Consider the following 15,195-nt stretch of genomic DNA (forward strand, 5'->3'; position numbering starts at 1 on the left):
GGTTATATTGTCACTACTGGTATATTATAACATCATTCGTAACCCCACCTGAGTGATCCCCATCCCATGCCATCCCCACGCCGTATCGCCCTTCCCGCCCCTCGCTTGCTCGTGACCGCCCTTGCCCTAGCGCTGGCCTCACCCGTCGCTTTCGCCAACGACGCCGGCGCTCCCCAGGCCAAGGACCTGGACGCGGTAGTCGTCACGGCATCGCCGTTGAAGGGCAATGCGGAGTCCGTCGCCACCCCGGTCGATGTGCTCTACGGCGAGGAGCTCGACAAGGCCAAGGCCGGCACCCTCGGCGAGACCGTCGCCAAGTTGCCCGGCGTGCAGACCACCTACTTCGGCACCGGCGTCGGCCGCCCGATCATCCGTGGCCAGGAAGGTCCGCGCGTGCAGGTACTGTCGGGTGGCATCGGTTCGATGGACGCCTCCACCGTCAGCGCCGACCATGCGGTCAGCATCGAGCCGTTCCTGGCCGACCAGGTCGAAGTGCTGAAGGGCCCGGCCACGCTGCTATTCGGCAGCGGCGCGATCGGCGGCGCGGTGAACGTCGTCGACGGTCGGCTGGCCGAATCGATTCCCGACGAACCCTTGAGCGGCCGTGCGGAAGTGCGCGGCAATACGGTGAACGACGAGCGCACCGGCATGTTCCGCCTCGATGGCGTCAGCGGGAAGTGGGTGCTGCACGTGGATGGCCTGGTACGCGACACCGACGACTACGACATCCCCGGCGTGGCGATCCTGCACGACCACGACGAAGGCGAAGAACATGAGGAAGCGCCCCAGCCGAACGGCACGCTGCCCAACAGTTCGGTGAAGACGCGCGCGGGTGCCGTTGGCGCGACCTACCTGGGCGACCGCGGCTACTTCGGCCTGGCCGCCAGCACGTATCGCACCAACTACGGCATCCCCGCCGGCGCGCACGTGCATGGCGAGGACGACCATGACCACGATCATGACGGCGAGGCCGACCATGAGGACGAAGCGCACGAGGAAGGTCCGGTGCGCATCGACATGACCCAGAACCGGTTCGACCTTAAGGCCGGCATCTACGAGCCCGTCTCGTTCCTGCAGAGCGTCAACCTGCGCGCCGCATGGAACGACTACGAGCACGTCGAGCTGGAAGGCGACGAGATCGGTACGCGCTTCACCAACGAAGGTTACGACGCGCGCCTGGAAGCCGTGCAGAAGAGCTGGAACGGCTGGCGCGGGGCCTTCGGCCTGCAGTTTGGCAGCACCGATTTCAACGCCGTCGGTGCCGAAGCCTTCGTTCCTGCCACCACCACCGACAGCCTGGGCGTGTTCGTGGTGCAGGAAAAGGATTTCGGCCCGTGGAAGCTCGAACTGGGCGGTCGCTACGACCAGGTCAAGCTGAAGCCCGACGATCGCGCATCCCGCGACTTCGATGCGGTCAACCTGTCTGCCGCGGCCATCTGGCGCTTGAGCGACGGCTTCGACCTGCGCTTCGGCCTCGATCGCTCGGAACGCGCGCCGACCAACGAGGAGCTGTTCGCGGGCGGCACGCACGTGGCCACACAGTCCATCGAAATCGGCGATGCCGCGCTTGAAACGGAAAAGGGCGTGCGGGCCGAGGTCGGTGCGCACTGGCATACCGATCGCATGGAACTGAAGCTGGCCGTCTACCAGACGAAGTTCAAGGACTTCATCTACCTCACCGATACCGGCGTGGAGGAAGAAGGCTATCCGGTGCGCCTGTGGGCACAGGACGACGCTACCTTCACCGGTGCCGAAGCCGAAGCGAAGATCCAGTTGGCCGACACGTCTGCCGGCGCGTGGGACCTGCGCCTGTATGGCGACTACGTGCGCGCGAAGCTGGATGGCAACGGGACGCGTACCGTGGCGTTCGAGGTGCCGCATGGCGACCACACGCATGCCTACGAAGTCGATATCGCGCAGGGCGGCTACCTGCCCCGCATTTCACCGATGCGATTCGGTGCCGACCTTGGCTGGTCGCTCGGCGGCTGGCGTGCGTCGCTGGGCGCGGTGCGTTACAGCAAGCAGGACGACGTGGCGCAGAACGAGGCACCCAGCGACGGCTATACGCTGGTCGACGCTCACTTGGCCTACCGCTGGGATCGCACCGCCTCCAGCTGGGAGGTCTTCCTGGATGGCAGCAACCTGACCGACGAAGAAGCCCGCCCGCATACCTCGATGCTGCGCGACTACGCGCCGCTGCCGGGCCGCGGTGTGGCGTTCGGCCTGCGCGCGTACTTCTGATCGACGCCTGACGGTCCTCCCCCGGCGGCTGGCCTCCATGGCAGCCGCCCTTCTTGACATCAATTATGTGCATATACACATAATTGGCATCCTCTCGTGCGAGTCCGTGCATGCCCACTCCAACGCCCAGCGTCTGCACTTGCTTCCGGTTGAGACGGGCCAGCCGGCGCGTCACCCAGGTGTACGACCACGAACTGGCAGCCGTCGGCCTGAGCCTCAACCAGTATTCGATCCTCCGCCGCACGGAACGCGAGCCTCGCGCGCTCGGCGGACTCGCGGACGAACTCGGCATGGATCGCACCACGCTGACCCGCAACCTCTCACCGTTGGTGGACGCCGGATTGCTGGAAACCGTCCGCGGCGAAGACGCGCGCCAACGGCTGGTCGCACTGACGACCGAAGGACGGGCGCGGCTCACCCGCGCGAAACCCCGTTGGCAGCGCGCGCAAGCGGTCATCGACAACCTGGTGGGCGACACCGCCGTCAAACGGCTGCACGACGACCTCGACCGTCTCGACAGCCTGCTGCGCCAGCACCTCGGAGAAGCCGCATGAACACCGCCATGCCATCGCCCGCACCGCGCATGCATTGGGGTCTGCTGCTCGCCGCATCCGCCACCCTGATGATCACGATGGGGGCGCGGCAGACGACCGGACTGTTCGTCGCCCCGATCCACCAGGAAACCGGCATCGGCATCGCCGCGATCAGCTTCGCCCTCGCCATCGGCCAATTCACCTGGGGCGCGGTGCAGCCCGTGTTCGGCGCGGTGGCGGACAAGCGCGGTTCGACCGGCGTGCTGGTACTCGGCGCCGTCCTTCTCTCGCTGGGCCTCGCGCTCACGCCCCACCTGACCTCGCCATGGGGATTGATGTTTACGTTGGGCGTACTGACAGCGGCCGGCGCCGGCGCCGGCAGCTTCTCGATCCTGATCGGTGCGACCGCGCAACAACTGGCGCCCGAGAAGCGCTCCTTCGCCGCCGGCTTCATCAACGCAGGCGGTTCGCTGGGCCAATTCGTGTTCGCGCCGCTGGTGCAGGCCGTCATTGCCTTCGCCGGATGGGCCAGTGCGATGTACACGCTCGCGGTCGCGTCGCTGCTCGCGATCCCGCTGGCCTTCCCGCTGCGCAAGAAGGCCGTGACGACGACGGGCGCAACCACGGCCACCGCGATCGGCGACATCAGCCTGAAGCAGCAGATCGCGATCGCCCTGCGCGACCGTAGTTACTGGATGCTGCACCTTGGCTTCTTCACCTGCGGCGTGCACATCGCCTTCCTGGTGACGCACCTTCCGGGCGAAGTGGCGCTATGCGGCCTGCCCGCCAGCGTGTCGGCCGTGGCGCTGATGCTGATCGGCCTGTTCAACGTGGCGGGCAGCCTGATCGCCGGTGCACTGGGCCAGCGCGTGCGGATGAAATGGATCCTCGCGGTGATGTACGCCAGCCGCGCGGTGATGATCGCGCTCTACCTGGTATCGCCACCTACCCCGCTGACGTTCTACATCTTCGCGGCCGCGCTCGGCTTCACCTGGCTGGCCACGGTGCCGCCGACCGCCGGACTGGTCGGCAAGCTGTTCGGCCCGCGCTACCTGGGCACGCTGTTCGGGCTGACCCTGTTGTCGCACCAGATCGGCGGTTTCTTTGGCGCATGGCTCGGCGGCCTGGCGCTGGAGCGCTTCGGCGACTACACCTGGATGTGGTACGCGGACATGGTGCTGGCGCTGATCGCCGCGGCGGCGAACCTGCCGATCCGGGAAGCGTCGCCTAAAGCAGTGCCGGCAGCGGCGTAGAGCGTTGCCTTGTGGGAGCGACGTAAGTCGCGATGACATGCCAAAGGTGGTTCATCGCGACTTACGTCGCTCCCACAGCAACCTGAGGCCTAAGCCTCAGCGCAGCGCGCACACAGCCCGTGCACTTCCAGCGTCTGCGCCTGCGGCTGGAAGCCGAGCGCCTTCGCGCGTGCGTCCAAGGCGGCGACCACCTCGCGGTCCTCGAGCTCCACGGCGCTGTGGCAGCGGTCGCAGATGAGGAACGGCACCGAGTGCTGTGCGCTGTTTGGGTGATGGCAGGCGACGAACGCATTCATCGATTCGAGCTTGTGCACGAAACCGTTCGCCATCAGGAAATCCAGCGCGCGATACACCGTCGGCGGCGCATCCGCCCCCACGCCCTTCGTCGCCCTGACCCACTCCAGCAGCTCGTACGCCTTCACCGGCTTGCCGGCTTCGGCGATCAGCTCCAGCACGCGGGCACGGATCGGCGTCAGCCGCAGGCCGCGCTCCTGGCACGCGCGCTCCACTGCCGCCACGAACGCGCGGGCGTCGTGGACGTGGTGCTTCGGGTCGGTGCAAGCGTGGGCGTGCGGCATGGGCGGTCCTGGATCAGGCGGTCACACCGGTCTTGATGAGTGCGGCATCGATGCGTTTCAAGGCTTCGTCGCGGCCGGCCAGGTAAACCGTGTGGGAAATATCGGGGCTCACCTGGGTACCGGTGATGGCCACGCGCAGCGGCTGGGCGACCTTGCCCATGCCGATGCCGAGCGCGGCCGCGGCATCGTGCAGCGCCACGCCCACCGCTTCGGCGGTCCAGTCGCCCAACGCGGCCAGGGACTCACGCGCCTTGGACAACGGCGCATGCGCGGCCGCCACCAGGTGCTTGGCCACCGCGGCATCGTCGTAGTTCTCCAGCGGCTGGTACCAGACCAGCGCCTTCTCGGCCATTTCCTTCAGCGTCTGCACGCGGTCGCGCAGGGCGACGATCACGTCGGCCGGCGCCGGGCCCGTGGAAGGATCCACGCCCAGCTTCTCCAACTGGTAGACGAAGTGCGGTGCGATGTCCGCCGGCGCGTCCGTCTTCAGGTAGTGCTGGTTCACCCAGCCGAGCTTGGCCATGTCCAGGCGCGCGGCCTTCGAGTTCACGTCCTTCACGTCGAACAGCGCGATCAGCTCCTGCCTCGAGAACAGTTCCTGGTCGCCATGCGACCAGCCCAGTCGCGCCAGATAGTTGATCAGCGCGTGCGGCAGGTAGCCGGCGTCCTTGTACTGCATCACGTCGGCCGCGCCGGTGCGCTTGGACAGCTTGGCGCCCTGCTCGTCCAGGATCATCGGCATGTGCGCGAACTTCGGCACCGGCGCGCCCAGCGCTTCGTAGATGTTGATCTGGCGCGGCGTGTTGTTGATGTGGTCGTCGCCGCGGATCACTTCGGTGATGCCCATGTCCCAGTCGTCCACGACCACGGCGAAGTTGTACGTGGGGTAGCCGTCGGGACGGAAGATCACCATGTCGTCGAGCTCGCTGTTGGCGATCTCGATGCGGCCCTTGATCAGGTCGTCGAAGGCGACCACGCCGTCGAGCGGATTCTTGAAGCGGATGACGCGGTTCGGGTCGTCGCGGTGCGGCAGGCCCTGCTCGCGCGCGGCGCCGTTGTAGCGCGGCTTCTCCTGCTTCGCCATCGCGGCCTCGCGCATGGCGTCGAGTTCTTCGCGCGTCTCGTAGGCGTAGTACGCCTTGCCGGCCGACACCAGCTGCTCGGCGACTTCGCGGTAACGGTCGATGCGGTGGGTCTGGTAGATCGGGCCTTCGTCGTAGCCCAGGCCCAGCCAGTCCATCGCATCCAGGATCGCGTCGATCGCGGCCTGCGTGCTGCGCTCGCGGTCGGTGTCTTCGATGCGCAGGATGAAATCGCCGCCGCGATGACGCGCTTCCAGCCAGCAGTACAGCGCCGTGCGGGCGCCACCGATGTGGAGGTAGCCGGTGGGACTGGGGGCGAAGCGGGTACGGCAGGCCATGGGCAACTCGATGGACGGAATACGGCGATTTTAACCCGCGCGCACCTCGTTTCCCCCCTGCTCGTTCAGGGGGAGGGCTTAGAATCCCCGCATGACCACGCTCTTCATCTCCGATCTGCACCTGGACGCCGAACGCCCCGCCGTGACTGAGCTGTTCGGGGCCTTCATGCAGGGGGAGGCCCGCCGCGCCGATGCGCTGTACATCCTGGGCGACCTGTTCGAGGCCTGGGTGGGCGATGACGACCCGTCGGAGACCGGCGCCTACGTGGCCGCCCGGATCCGCGAGGTGGCCGACGCCGGGGTGCCGGTGTCCTTCATCCGTGGCAACCGCGATTTCCTCGTCGGCGATGCGTTCGCACGCCGGGCCGGCATGCGCATCCTGCCCGACCCCGCCGTCGTCATGCTGTACGGCGAGCCGGCGATCCTGATGCACGGCGACCTGCTCTGCACCGGTGATGTCGCGTATCAAGCGTTCCGCGCGCAGACACGCAATCCGGCCTGGCAGGCGCAGTTCCTGGCGCAGCCGCTGGCCGCACGGCTGGCCTTCGCGGCGCAGGCACGCGCCGCCAGCGCCGCGCACCAGGGCGGTATGAAGCAGAACGACAAGGCGCAGTTCGAAACCTTGACCGACGTGACGCCGGCGACGGTGGACGCCACGCTGGCCCAGTTCGGCATCGACACGCTGATCCACGGCCATACGCACCGCCCAGCGATCCACGATCTCGCGATCGGTGATATCGCCTGCCGCCACATCGTGCTGGGCGACTGGTACGAACAGGGATCCGTACTGCGCGTCGAGCCTGACGGGATGGCGCTGGATTCGCTCTAAGCGCTGCGTGCCATGAGATGCAGTCCATGGGAGCGACGTAAGTCGCGATGAACTACTGCGGTGCCGTCATCGCGACTTACGTCGCTCCCACCGCTGTTCCACCCTCGACGTTACGGCGCTTCCAGCGCCGCCAGCTCATCCTCGTCGAAACCAGCCAGCAGCCGCGCCTCGATATTGAAGGGGCCGTGCAGGTAGCCGCCCGCGTATTCCCTGAGCAGTTCGCGGAAGCGCGCGCGCGGTTCGATGCCGCGCTGTTCGCAGTACCAGCGGAACCAGCGCGACCCCGCGGCGACGTGCGCGACTTCCTCGCGCAGGATGACGTCGAGGATCGCGACGGTCTGCTCATCGCCGAGGTCGCGCAGCTTCACGATCATGCCGGGCGTCACGTCCAGGCCGCGCGCTTCCAATACGCGCGGCACCAGTGCCATCCGCGCGAGCCCGTCGTGGGCGGTCTTCTCGGTCATCTCCCACAGGCCATTGTGGGCATCGAAGTCGCCGTAGGCATACCCGAGTTCGCGCAACCGATCCTGCAACAGCACGAAATGGCGCGATTCGTCGTGCGCCACCTGCACCCAATCGGCATAGAACGCCTGGGGAAGACCACGGAAGCGGTACACCGCATCCCAGGCCAGATCGATCGCGTTGAGTTCGATGTGCGCGATGGCATGGATGAAGGCCGCGCGCCCCTGCACGCTGCCGAGACCGCGCCGTGGCAGGTCGCGCGGATGCACCAGACGCGGCTTCGACGGACGACCGGGCATCCGGATCGGCTCGGGCTCGGGTGCGTCTTCGGGCAGGTCGAGCTCACCACGCCGGAACGCATCGGCGTAGCGCTGCGTCAGGCCCACCTTCTCGTCGACATCGGCCGCTGCCAGACAGGCGTGCGCGGCCTCGAACAGCGTGGCCATGCCGCGGGCGCCGGCTTAGCCGACGCGGCGCTTGCGCTTGGCTTCGTCCGAACGCATCTGCTCGATGCGCTCGAAGTAACCGGTCTCGATGCCGGTGACGTAGTTGCCGTCGAAGCAGGAGGAGTCGAAACGCGGCAGGTTCGGATTGCCCTCGCGTACGGCGGCTTCGAGATCGTCCAGATCCTGGTAGATCAGCCAGTCGCAGCCGAGCAGCTTCTCGATTTCCTCGACGCTGCGGCCGTGCGCGACGAGTTCGTCCGCGGCCGGCATGTCGATGCCGTAGATGTTCGGGTGGCGCACCGGCGGCGCGGCGCTGGCCAGGTAGACCTTGCGCGCGCCGGCATCGCGCGCCATCTGCACGATCTGCTTGGACGTGGTGCCGCGCACGATGGAGTCGTCGACCAGCAGCACGACGCGGTTGCGGAATTCCAGGTTGATCGGGTTGAGCTTGCGGCGCACCGACTTCACCCGCTCGCCCTGCCCCGGCATGATGAACGTGCGGCCCACGTAGCGGTTCTTGATGAACCCCTCGCGGTATTTCACACCCAGCACGTTGGAGATCTCCAGCGCGGCGTCGCGCGAGGTATCCGGGATCGGGATGATGGTGTCGATGTCGTGGTCCGGACGCAGGCGCAGGATCTTCTCGCCCAGCTTCACGCCCATGCGCATGCGGGCCTTGTGCACCGACACATTGTCGATCATCGAGTCCGGGCGCGCGAAGTACACGTACTCGAAGATGCAGGGCGCGTGCTCCTGCGGTTCGGCGACGATCTCGCTGAACATCTCGCCGCGCGCGGTGATGACGATGGCCTCGCCCGGCTGCACGTCGCGCACGCGGACGAACCCCAGGATGTCCAGCGCCGCCGATTCGGAGGCGATGATGTATTCGGTGCCTTCGTTGTGCTCGCGCTTGCCGAGCACCAGCGGACGGATGCCGTGAGGGTCGCGGAAGGCCACCAGGCCCAGGCCCAGCACCACGCTGACGACCGCGTAGCCGCCCTTCACGCGACGGTGCACGCCGGCTACGGCGCGGATCGCGGCTTCCGGGGTGAGCGTGCGCTGCAGGTCCAGCTCGTGCGCGAACACGTTCAGCAGCACTTCGCTGTCCGAATCGGTGTTGATGTTGCGGCGGTCCTGCGCGAACACGTCCTGGCGCAGGCTGTCGGTGTTGATCAGGTTGCCGTTGTGCGCCAGCGCGATGCCATACGGCGAATTCACGTAGAACGGCTGCGCTTCGTCCATGCCCTCAGAGCCGGCGGTGGGATAGCGGCAGTGGGCGATGCCCACGCGCCCTTCCAGCACGCTCATCGCCTTGGCGTTGAACACGTCCCGCACCAGCCCGTTGTCCTTGTGCACGCGCAGCCGCGTGCCGTCGGCCGTGGCGATGCCGGCCGCATCCTGGCCGCGATGCTGGAGGACGGTCAGCCCGTCATAAAGCTGGCCGGCAACGTTCTGGTTGCCGACGATTCCGACGATGCCGCACATGGTGACCTACTCCGGTTTCGACTCGGGCGAAGCTGGCGGGGGGGCGCGCTCCTGCGATGCGCCGGAGTCGTCCAGCGGCAGGGGCAAGGGTTGCAGGCGCGCATTATCGCCCGCCGGAACGCCGTTGCCAAAGTCCAGTTCCTGCACGGTCCATTCCGGCAACCAGCGTGAAAGCCATTGCGCGCCCGGCAGCAGGACCGGCACGACGGATGAACGCTTCCATTCAGGTTCACGCGGCATGTCGGTGAAAGCCACCAGCAGCAACACGATGCAGGCGATCAGGGCGCCGCGCAGGAAGCCCAACACCAGGCCCAGCGCACGGTCGACGCCCGAAAGCCCGACGGACTTGACCATTTTCCGGACCAACCACCCGGTCACGCCCACCACCACCATGACGCCGACGAACGCGAGCGCATAGCCACCGAGCAGATCCGCCGATCCCGGTGGACCGTCATCGGACAACCAGGCCGCGACCTCGGCGCCGTAGTGGAACGCCACCCAGCCCGCCAGCAGCCATGCCAGGACAGAGGCGAGCGCGCCGATGAAGCCGCGCATCAGCCCGAACAGCGTCGAGACGCCGATGATGGCCAGCAGGGTGAGGTCGAGCGCGCTCACGCGGCGCGCCCGTCGGCCACGGCGACGAGGATCGGCATCAGGGGTGCGGACGCACCATGCCGTCGATGCCGACCTTCGAGGCGACCTGCGCCTTCAAGCGGTCCGCTTCGGCGCGATCGGCCACGGGCCCCACGCGCACGCGACTGAGCGTGCCCTTATCGGTGCGCACCTGTTCGACGAACGCGCTGAAGCCCGCCGCCCGCGCGCGATCGCGCAGCTTGGTTGCATCGGCCGGATTGGAGAACGCGCCCAACTGCACGGCGTAGCCGACGCCGGCCGCCGCGGGCTTGGCAGGCTCTGCCGGCTTGGGTGCCGGCGCCGCGGGCTTGATGACCGGCGTGGGGGCCGGCTTCGTCTCGCTGGCGACCGGCTTGGTTTCCGTGGGGGCGGGCTTCGCCACCGGCTTGGCCGGTTCGGGCGGGAGCGCCTGCGTGGTCACCGCCGGCGTCGAGGGTGCGGCGGTCGCGACGGACGGCGCCGGTGCAGGCGCGGGCGTGCTGCCCGGCACGGCCGCGTCCAGCGTGACGACCTGCGCGTTGACGTCGCCGCGCACCTTGATCGCATCCAGCCGCGCCGCTTCCGCCTGCGCGCGATCCGCGTAGGGACCCACACGCACGCGGAACGCCTGTTTGCCATTGATGGTGGCCGGCTCGACGAAACCGGGCAGCTTGGCCTGCTTCACGCGGGTCAGCACGGCGTCGGCATCGGCCTGGGTGGCATAAGCACCGAAACTGACCGCGAAATCGCCGCCCGCGGTCGCCGGCGGCTGTAACGCACCCTCGGCGGGCGCCGGTTCGGCGGCGGGCGCTGACACTTGCCCGTCCAGTCCAACCGCGCCATTGGCCGGTGCATTGCCGGGCGTAACCAGGGGCAGCTCGCGTGTTTCGTACTCGCCATCCGGTGCGGCGGGCACCTCGAGCGGCACGTCGGACACGCCGCTGTCGGGCGCCGGTCCCTTGACCAGCATGGGAAGGAAGATGACGGCCAGTGCGACCAGCACGACGGCGCCGATCAGGCGCTGTTTCAGGGCGGTATCCATCCAGGTCCAGGGCAGCAGCGGCGGGAATGCCGCCGCGATTATACGGCGCCGTTCCGGCCGCTCCCCGTCATCGACCTGAATGCAGCGCCTGCATCGCCTCGGCGACGGTGTGGAACGAGCCGAACACCAGCACGCGGTCTCCGGGGCGCGCTGCCGCCGATGCAGCCTGCAATGCGTCGACGACCCGGTGATGGCGATTCGCCTCTGCCGCTGCGGTTTCGACGAGCCGTGCCGCCAGTTGGTCGGCCGACTGCGCACGCGGCCCTGCATCGAGTCCGGCCAGGTACCACTGCAGCGGCAGGCCCGCGAACGACGCCACGACCGACGCCACGTCCTTGTCGGCGAGTGCGGCGAACACCGCATGGGTCTGGCCTGGAATCGGATGCGTCTGCAGCCACGCTGCCAGTTCGCGCGCGGCTTGAGGGTTGTGACCGACGTCGAGCACCACGTCTACGTCATCGTGCGATACGTGTTGCAGGCGTCCCGGCAGCGCAGCATTGGCGATGCCCTGTGCGAACGCCTCGTCGGGCAGCGCATCGCCCGGCAATGCGCGCAACGCGGCGATCGCGCTGGCGGCGTTCGCCCGCTGTGCCGGCGCCGAGAGCGCCGGCACCGGCAGCACCAGTTCGGCGCCGACTTCCCGCCAGCGCCACCGCTGGCTGTCGATGGGTTCGTGGAAGAAGTCGCTGCCCAGCCGCAATGCGTTCGCGCCGATGGCATAGGCATGGCGAAGCACGCTGGAGGGCGAATCCACTTCGCCGAGCACCAGCGGCTTCCAAGCGCGCGCGATGCCGGCCTTCTCGGCACCGATGGCTTCGCGGTCGTTGCCGAGCCAATCGGTGTGGTCGATGTCCACCGTGGTGATGACGGCGACGTCAGGATCGACGATGTTCACGGCATCCAGCCGACCACCCAATCCGACTTCGAGCACCGCCAGGTCCAGGCCCGCACGCTCGAACAACCACAACGCCGCCAGCGTGCCGAATTCGAAATACGTCAGCGAGATGTCGCCGCGCGCGGCTTCGACCGCTTCGAATGCCTCGATCAGCGATGCATCAACGGCGTCGACGCCGTTGATGCGCACGCGTTCGTTGTAGCGCAGTAGGTGGGGCGAGGTGTAGGCGCCCACCTTCCAGCCCGCGGCGCGCGCGATGGCCTCGATGAAGGCAACGGTGGAGCCCTTGCCGTTGGTGCCGCCGACGATGATGACGCGCACGGCCGGCTTTCCCAGCGCCAGCCGCACCGCGACATCGCGCACACGCTCCAGCCCCATGTCGATGGACGTGGGGTGCTGTTGCTCGATGTAGGCGAGCCACTGCGGGAGATCGGTAGGCGCCATGTTGGCCGGGGTGTTACAGCGCGCGATGCTTCGCTTCGCCGAAGAACGGTGTGTGGTGCGCGCAGTCATTGAGGCGCACGACTTCAAGCTGCTCGACCGAGGGACCTTCCAGCAGGTTGAGCGTGGTCGGTGCCTGGCGGAAGGTCCATAGCTTGGCGATCGGCAGGCCGAGGATGCGGCACAGCAGGACACGGTTGACGGCGTCGTGCGCCACGATCAGCAGGGTATCGTCGTCACCCAGGCCCTCCGCGGCGCGCGTCAGCCCGCGCCATGAGCGATCCAGCACCTGGCGCAGCGATTCGCCGCCCGGCATCAGCACCGTATCAGGCTCCTCGCGCCAAGCCAGCAGACGCGCCGGGTCCTTGTCCTGGATTTCGCTGGCCAGCAGACCTTCCCACTCGCCGTGCGCGATTTCCTGCAAGTCGGCATCGGTCTGCAGCATGTCGGCACGCGCTTCTCCCAGGGCAAGGCGCGCGGTCAGTTGCGCGCGCGCCAGCGGCGATGCCACGGCGCGGTCGATGCGGATGTCCTTAAGGCGCAGGCCCAATGCGTTCGCCTGCCCTTCGCCGACCGGCGAGAGCGGGATGTCGATCTGGCCCTGATAGCGGCCTTCGGCGTTCCACGGCGTTTCGCCGTGGCGGGCAAGCAGGATGCGCATGCGTCGATGTGTCCATTCGGGAGAAACGGCATCGTTTCCTTGGGCTAGAAACGAAGACGGGAGCGGATGATACCCGCTCCCGTCCCGTGTCTGGCGACCGTTGCAGGTGTTACTTGCCGACGTTCATTTCCTTCAGCAACTGCGGTGCCGGATAGACCTCCTGCATGATCCAGCGCAGGTAGCGTCCATCGACGGCGATCATGCGGGTCATCTTGGGGTCGAACACCCAGTTGGAGCTCACCGACTCCCAGTTGCCGTCGAACGCCAGGCCCACCAGCTTGCCGTGCGCGTCCAGCACCGGCGAACCGGAATTGCCGCCGGTGATGTCCAGGTCGGACAGGTAGTTCACCGGCACCGACCCGATGCGCTTGTCCTCGAGTCCACCGTAGCGCTTGGCGGCCACGGCATCGAGCAGCGCCTTCGGCGAGTCGAACGGATCCTGCCCCGTTTCCTTCGCCACCACGCCTTCCAGCGTGGTGAACGGGGTGTACGCCACGCCGTCCTTCGGCGTGTAACCCATCACATTGCCGAAGGTGATGCGCAGCGACAGGTTGGCGTCCGGATAGACGAACTCGCCCTGGCTCTTCTTGTAGTCCGCCAGCGCCTGCAGATAGACCGGACGCGCGGCCAGGTTCTCGCCGGTGCGCGTCTTGCGCTCCTGCTCGAGCTTGAGCAGCGTCGGCATCACCGCCACCGCGTACTGAATCGCCGGATCCTTGCTGGTCTCGAATGCCTTGCGGTCGGCGGCGAACCACGTCAGCCGCTCCTCGGTGGTGCCCAGCTTGGTGCCGGCCAGCCGATCGAGCGCACGCTTGACGGCCGCGGCGTCGTTGCCGCCCAGCCAGGTATCCACCGCGGCGACGCGCTGGTCGGCCGGCAGCTTCAGGTACTCGCCCAGCCAGTACTCCTGCAGCTGACGGTCCATTGCGGGCACGTAACGGCGTTCCAGCTGCTTCAGGCCGCCCTCGATGGCCGGCAGGTCGCGGTCCTGGTAACCGGACTCACGCTCCGCATTCGGCTTCTCCCGTTCGATCGACAGGCGATACAGCTGCGTGGCGGAACCGACCATCGCGGTGTTGTTGAACATCGCCAGGGTCAGGTCGCGCTCGCGCGTGGCCTTGTTCTGCTCCAGCAGGGTCAGCAACTTGGCGTGTGCATCCAGTGCCGGCTCGCCCTTCACTCCCTGCCCCTTCAGCCAAGCGAGCACTGCTGCTTCTTCGCGCTGCTTCTGGCCAGCGGCATCGATGCGCTTGAAGCCTTCAAGTTGGCCGTCGTAGTTCTTGCTGGTGTTGTTCCAGCCGGCCATCGTGTTGGCGTACTTCACCTGGATGTCGGCGTTCTTCTTGCCGGCCTCCTGCACCATCGCGATCTGGTTCTTGTAATGGCGCGCGATGGTCGGGTAAGTCCATTGCGCGGTGTTGTCGAACTCGGCTGCCAGCGCGTAACGATTCGTCGAGCCGGGATAGCCGGCCACCATCACGAAATCGCCCGCACCCAGCGGCTGGTCGGCGAACTTCAGCCAATGCTTCGGCCGGTACGGCACGTTGTCCTTGGAGAACGCGGCCGGCTTGCCGTCCTTGCCCACGTACGCGCGGTAGAACGCGAAGTCGCCGGTGTGGCGCGGCCACATCCAGTTGTCGATGTCGCCACCGTACTTGCCCACGCTGCCCGGGGGCGCGTATGCCAGGCGCACGTCCTTGATTTCCATGTTCTTGAACAGGCGATACGTGTTGCCGCCGGAGAAGCTGTAGAGGCGGCAGCGGAAGCCTGCGTCGGCTTCGCAATCGGCGATCAGCTTCTTTTCGAACGTCTCCAGCGCCTTGGTACGCGCCAGTGCATCGTTGCCTGCGGAGGCGATGGCGGCCTTCGCGTCCTTCGTCACGTCGGTGATTTCGTCCAGCACGAACACGCGCGCATTCGGACCCGCGCTGACTTCATCGCCGGTCGTGGGCGCGTTGAAGCCGTTCTTGATCAGGTTGTTCTCGGCGGTGGAATTCAGCTGGATGGCGCCGTAAGCACAATGGTGGTTGGTCACCACCAGGCCGTTCGGCGACACGAAGCTGGCGGTGCAGCCGCCCAGCGCGACCACGGCACCCATCGGGTCGCCGGTCAGGTTCGAGATCTGCTGCGGCGATAGCTTCAGGCCGGCCTTCTTCAGCGGCCCGGCGATCTCGGGCAGTTGCTGAGGCACCCACATGCCCTCGCCCGCCTGGGCGATCTGGGCGGCAAGCAGGGACAGGGGGACCGCGATGGCGGCGGCGAGCAGATTCGGACGCATGGAAACCCCGGGACTGACA

Annotated in this window: 13 protein-coding genes; 4 read left to right on the top strand and 9 right to left on the bottom strand. The window is 67.3% G+C overall.

The window, feature by feature from the left end; all coding sequences use genetic code 11:
• Positions 1-66: 66 nt before the first annotated feature.
• The 3 genes from BM365_RS05330 to BM365_RS05340 all read left to right on the top strand — a co-directional run bounded on the left by BM365_RS05330 (position 67) and on the right by BM365_RS05340 (position 4,027).
• A complete protein-coding gene (locus BM365_RS05330; RefSeq protein ID WP_093487258.1) occupies positions 67-2,241 on the top strand; it encodes a TonB-dependent receptor in 2,175 nt (724 codons plus the stop codon).
• A 110-nt stretch (positions 2,242-2,351) separates the two neighbouring features.
• Positions 2,352-2,795 carry a MarR family winged helix-turn-helix transcriptional regulator gene (locus BM365_RS05335; RefSeq protein WP_093487260.1) on the top strand — a complete coding sequence of 148 codons (444 nt, stop codon included), beginning with the start codon at positions 2,352-2,354 and terminating at the stop codon, positions 2,793-2,795.
• A complete protein-coding gene (locus tag BM365_RS05340; RefSeq protein WP_093487262.1) occupies positions 2,792-4,027 on the top strand; it encodes an MFS transporter in 1,236 nt (411 codons plus the stop codon). Before BM365_RS05335 ends, BM365_RS05340 begins: the two co-directional genes overlap by 4 nt.
• Before the next feature lie 89 nt (positions 4,028-4,116).
• Here BM365_RS05340 and BM365_RS05345 read toward each other — a convergent pair whose 3' ends face one another.
• A complete protein-coding gene (locus tag BM365_RS05345) occupies positions 4,117-4,605 on the bottom strand; it encodes a Fur family transcriptional regulator (RefSeq protein ID WP_093487264.1) in 489 nt (162 codons plus the stop codon).
• A 13-nt stretch (positions 4,606-4,618) separates the two neighbouring features.
• Positions 4,619-6,025: a glutamate--tRNA ligase gene (gene gltX, locus BM365_RS05350; RefSeq protein WP_093487266.1), complete on the bottom strand. Its 1,407-nt coding sequence runs from the start codon at positions 6,023-6,025 to the stop codon at positions 4,619-4,621.
• 91 nt (positions 6,026-6,116) lie between these two features.
• Between gltX and lpxH the strand changes: the two genes are divergently transcribed.
• Complete coding sequence (gene lpxH / locus BM365_RS05355; protein WP_093487268.1) at positions 6,117-6,854, top strand: UDP-2,3-diacylglucosamine diphosphatase; 738 nt, start codon at positions 6,117-6,119, stop codon at positions 6,852-6,854.
• 110 nt (positions 6,855-6,964) lie between these two features.
• On the opposite strand, the gene BM365_RS05360 is transcribed toward lpxH, so the two are convergent.
• The 7 genes from BM365_RS05360 to BM365_RS05390 form a co-directional block, all read right to left on the bottom strand.
• Positions 6,965-7,762 carry a ferritin-like domain-containing protein gene (locus BM365_RS05360; RefSeq protein WP_093487270.1) on the bottom strand — a complete coding sequence of 266 codons (798 nt, stop codon included), beginning with the start codon at positions 7,760-7,762 and terminating at the stop codon, positions 6,965-6,967.
• 15 nt (positions 7,763-7,777) lie between these two features.
• Entirely contained in the window at positions 7,778-9,247 is a 1,470-nt protein-coding gene (gene purF / locus BM365_RS05365; RefSeq protein ID WP_093487272.1) for an amidophosphoribosyltransferase, read from the bottom strand.
• A gap of 6 nt (positions 9,248-9,253) precedes the next feature.
• Positions 9,254-9,862 carry a CvpA family protein gene (locus BM365_RS05370; protein WP_093487274.1) on the bottom strand — a complete coding sequence of 203 codons (609 nt, stop codon included), beginning with the start codon at positions 9,860-9,862 and terminating at the stop codon, positions 9,254-9,256.
• Between the two features lie 37 nt (positions 9,863-9,899).
• Positions 9,900-10,901: an SPOR domain-containing protein gene (locus tag BM365_RS05375; RefSeq protein WP_093487276.1), complete on the bottom strand. Its 1,002-nt coding sequence runs from the start codon at positions 10,899-10,901 to the stop codon at positions 9,900-9,902.
• A 67-nt stretch (positions 10,902-10,968) separates the two neighbouring features.
• A complete protein-coding gene (gene folC / locus BM365_RS05380; RefSeq protein WP_093487278.1) occupies positions 10,969-12,240 on the bottom strand; it encodes a bifunctional tetrahydrofolate synthase/dihydrofolate synthase in 1,272 nt (423 codons plus the stop codon).
• Positions 12,241-12,253: 13 nt separating this feature from the next.
• Positions 12,254-12,898 (bottom strand): histidine phosphatase family protein, encoded by a 645-nt coding sequence (locus BM365_RS05385; protein WP_093487280.1) that lies wholly within the window; start codon positions 12,896-12,898, stop codon positions 12,254-12,256.
• A 109-nt stretch (positions 12,899-13,007) separates the two neighbouring features.
• A complete protein-coding gene (locus BM365_RS05390; RefSeq protein WP_093487282.1) occupies positions 13,008-15,176 on the bottom strand; it encodes a S46 family peptidase in 2,169 nt (722 codons plus the stop codon).
• Between the last annotated feature and the right edge of the window lie 19 nt (positions 15,177-15,195).

This window comes from Pseudoxanthomonas sp. YR558 (genome assembly GCF_900116385.1).
In the GTDB taxonomy this organism is placed as follows: domain Bacteria; phylum Pseudomonadota; class Gammaproteobacteria; order Xanthomonadales; family Xanthomonadaceae; genus Pseudoxanthomonas_A.

Bases quoted from the DNA above. Each gene is read 5' to 3' on its own strand.
- BM365_RS05340 (WP_093487262.1), top strand. From the start codon at position 2,792: ATGAACACCGCCATGCCATCGCCCGCACCGCGCATGCATTGGGGTCTG.
- BM365_RS05360 (WP_093487270.1), bottom strand. From the start codon at position 7,762: ATGGCCACGCTGTTCGAGGCCGCGCACGCCTGTCTGGCAGCGGCCGAT.
- BM365_RS05390 (WP_093487282.1), bottom strand. From the start codon at position 15,176: ATGCGTCCGAATCTGCTCGCCGCCGCCATCGCGGTCCCCCTGTCCCTG.
- BM365_RS05345 (WP_093487264.1), bottom strand. From the start codon at position 4,605: ATGCCGCACGCCCACGCTTGCACCGACCCGAAGCACCACGTCCACGAC.
- BM365_RS05330 (WP_093487258.1), top strand. From the start codon at position 67: ATGCCATCCCCACGCCGTATCGCCCTTCCCGCCCCTCGCTTGCTCGTG.
- BM365_RS05375 (WP_093487276.1), bottom strand. From the start codon at position 10,901: ATGGATACCGCCCTGAAACAGCGCCTGATCGGCGCCGTCGTGCTGGTC.
- BM365_RS05335 (WP_093487260.1), top strand. From the start codon at position 2,352: ATGCCCACTCCAACGCCCAGCGTCTGCACTTGCTTCCGGTTGAGACGG.
- purF (WP_093487272.1), bottom strand. From the start codon at position 9,247: ATGTGCGGCATCGTCGGAATCGTCGGCAACCAGAACGTTGCCGGCCAG.
- gltX (WP_093487266.1), bottom strand. From the start codon at position 6,025: ATGGCCTGCCGTACCCGCTTCGCCCCCAGTCCCACCGGCTACCTCCAC.
- BM365_RS05385 (WP_093487280.1), bottom strand. From the start codon at position 12,898: ATGCGCATCCTGCTTGCCCGCCACGGCGAAACGCCGTGGAACGCCGAA.
- folC (WP_093487278.1), bottom strand. From the start codon at position 12,240: ATGGCGCCTACCGATCTCCCGCAGTGGCTCGCCTACATCGAGCAACAG.
- lpxH (WP_093487268.1), top strand. From the start codon at position 6,117: ATGACCACGCTCTTCATCTCCGATCTGCACCTGGACGCCGAACGCCCC.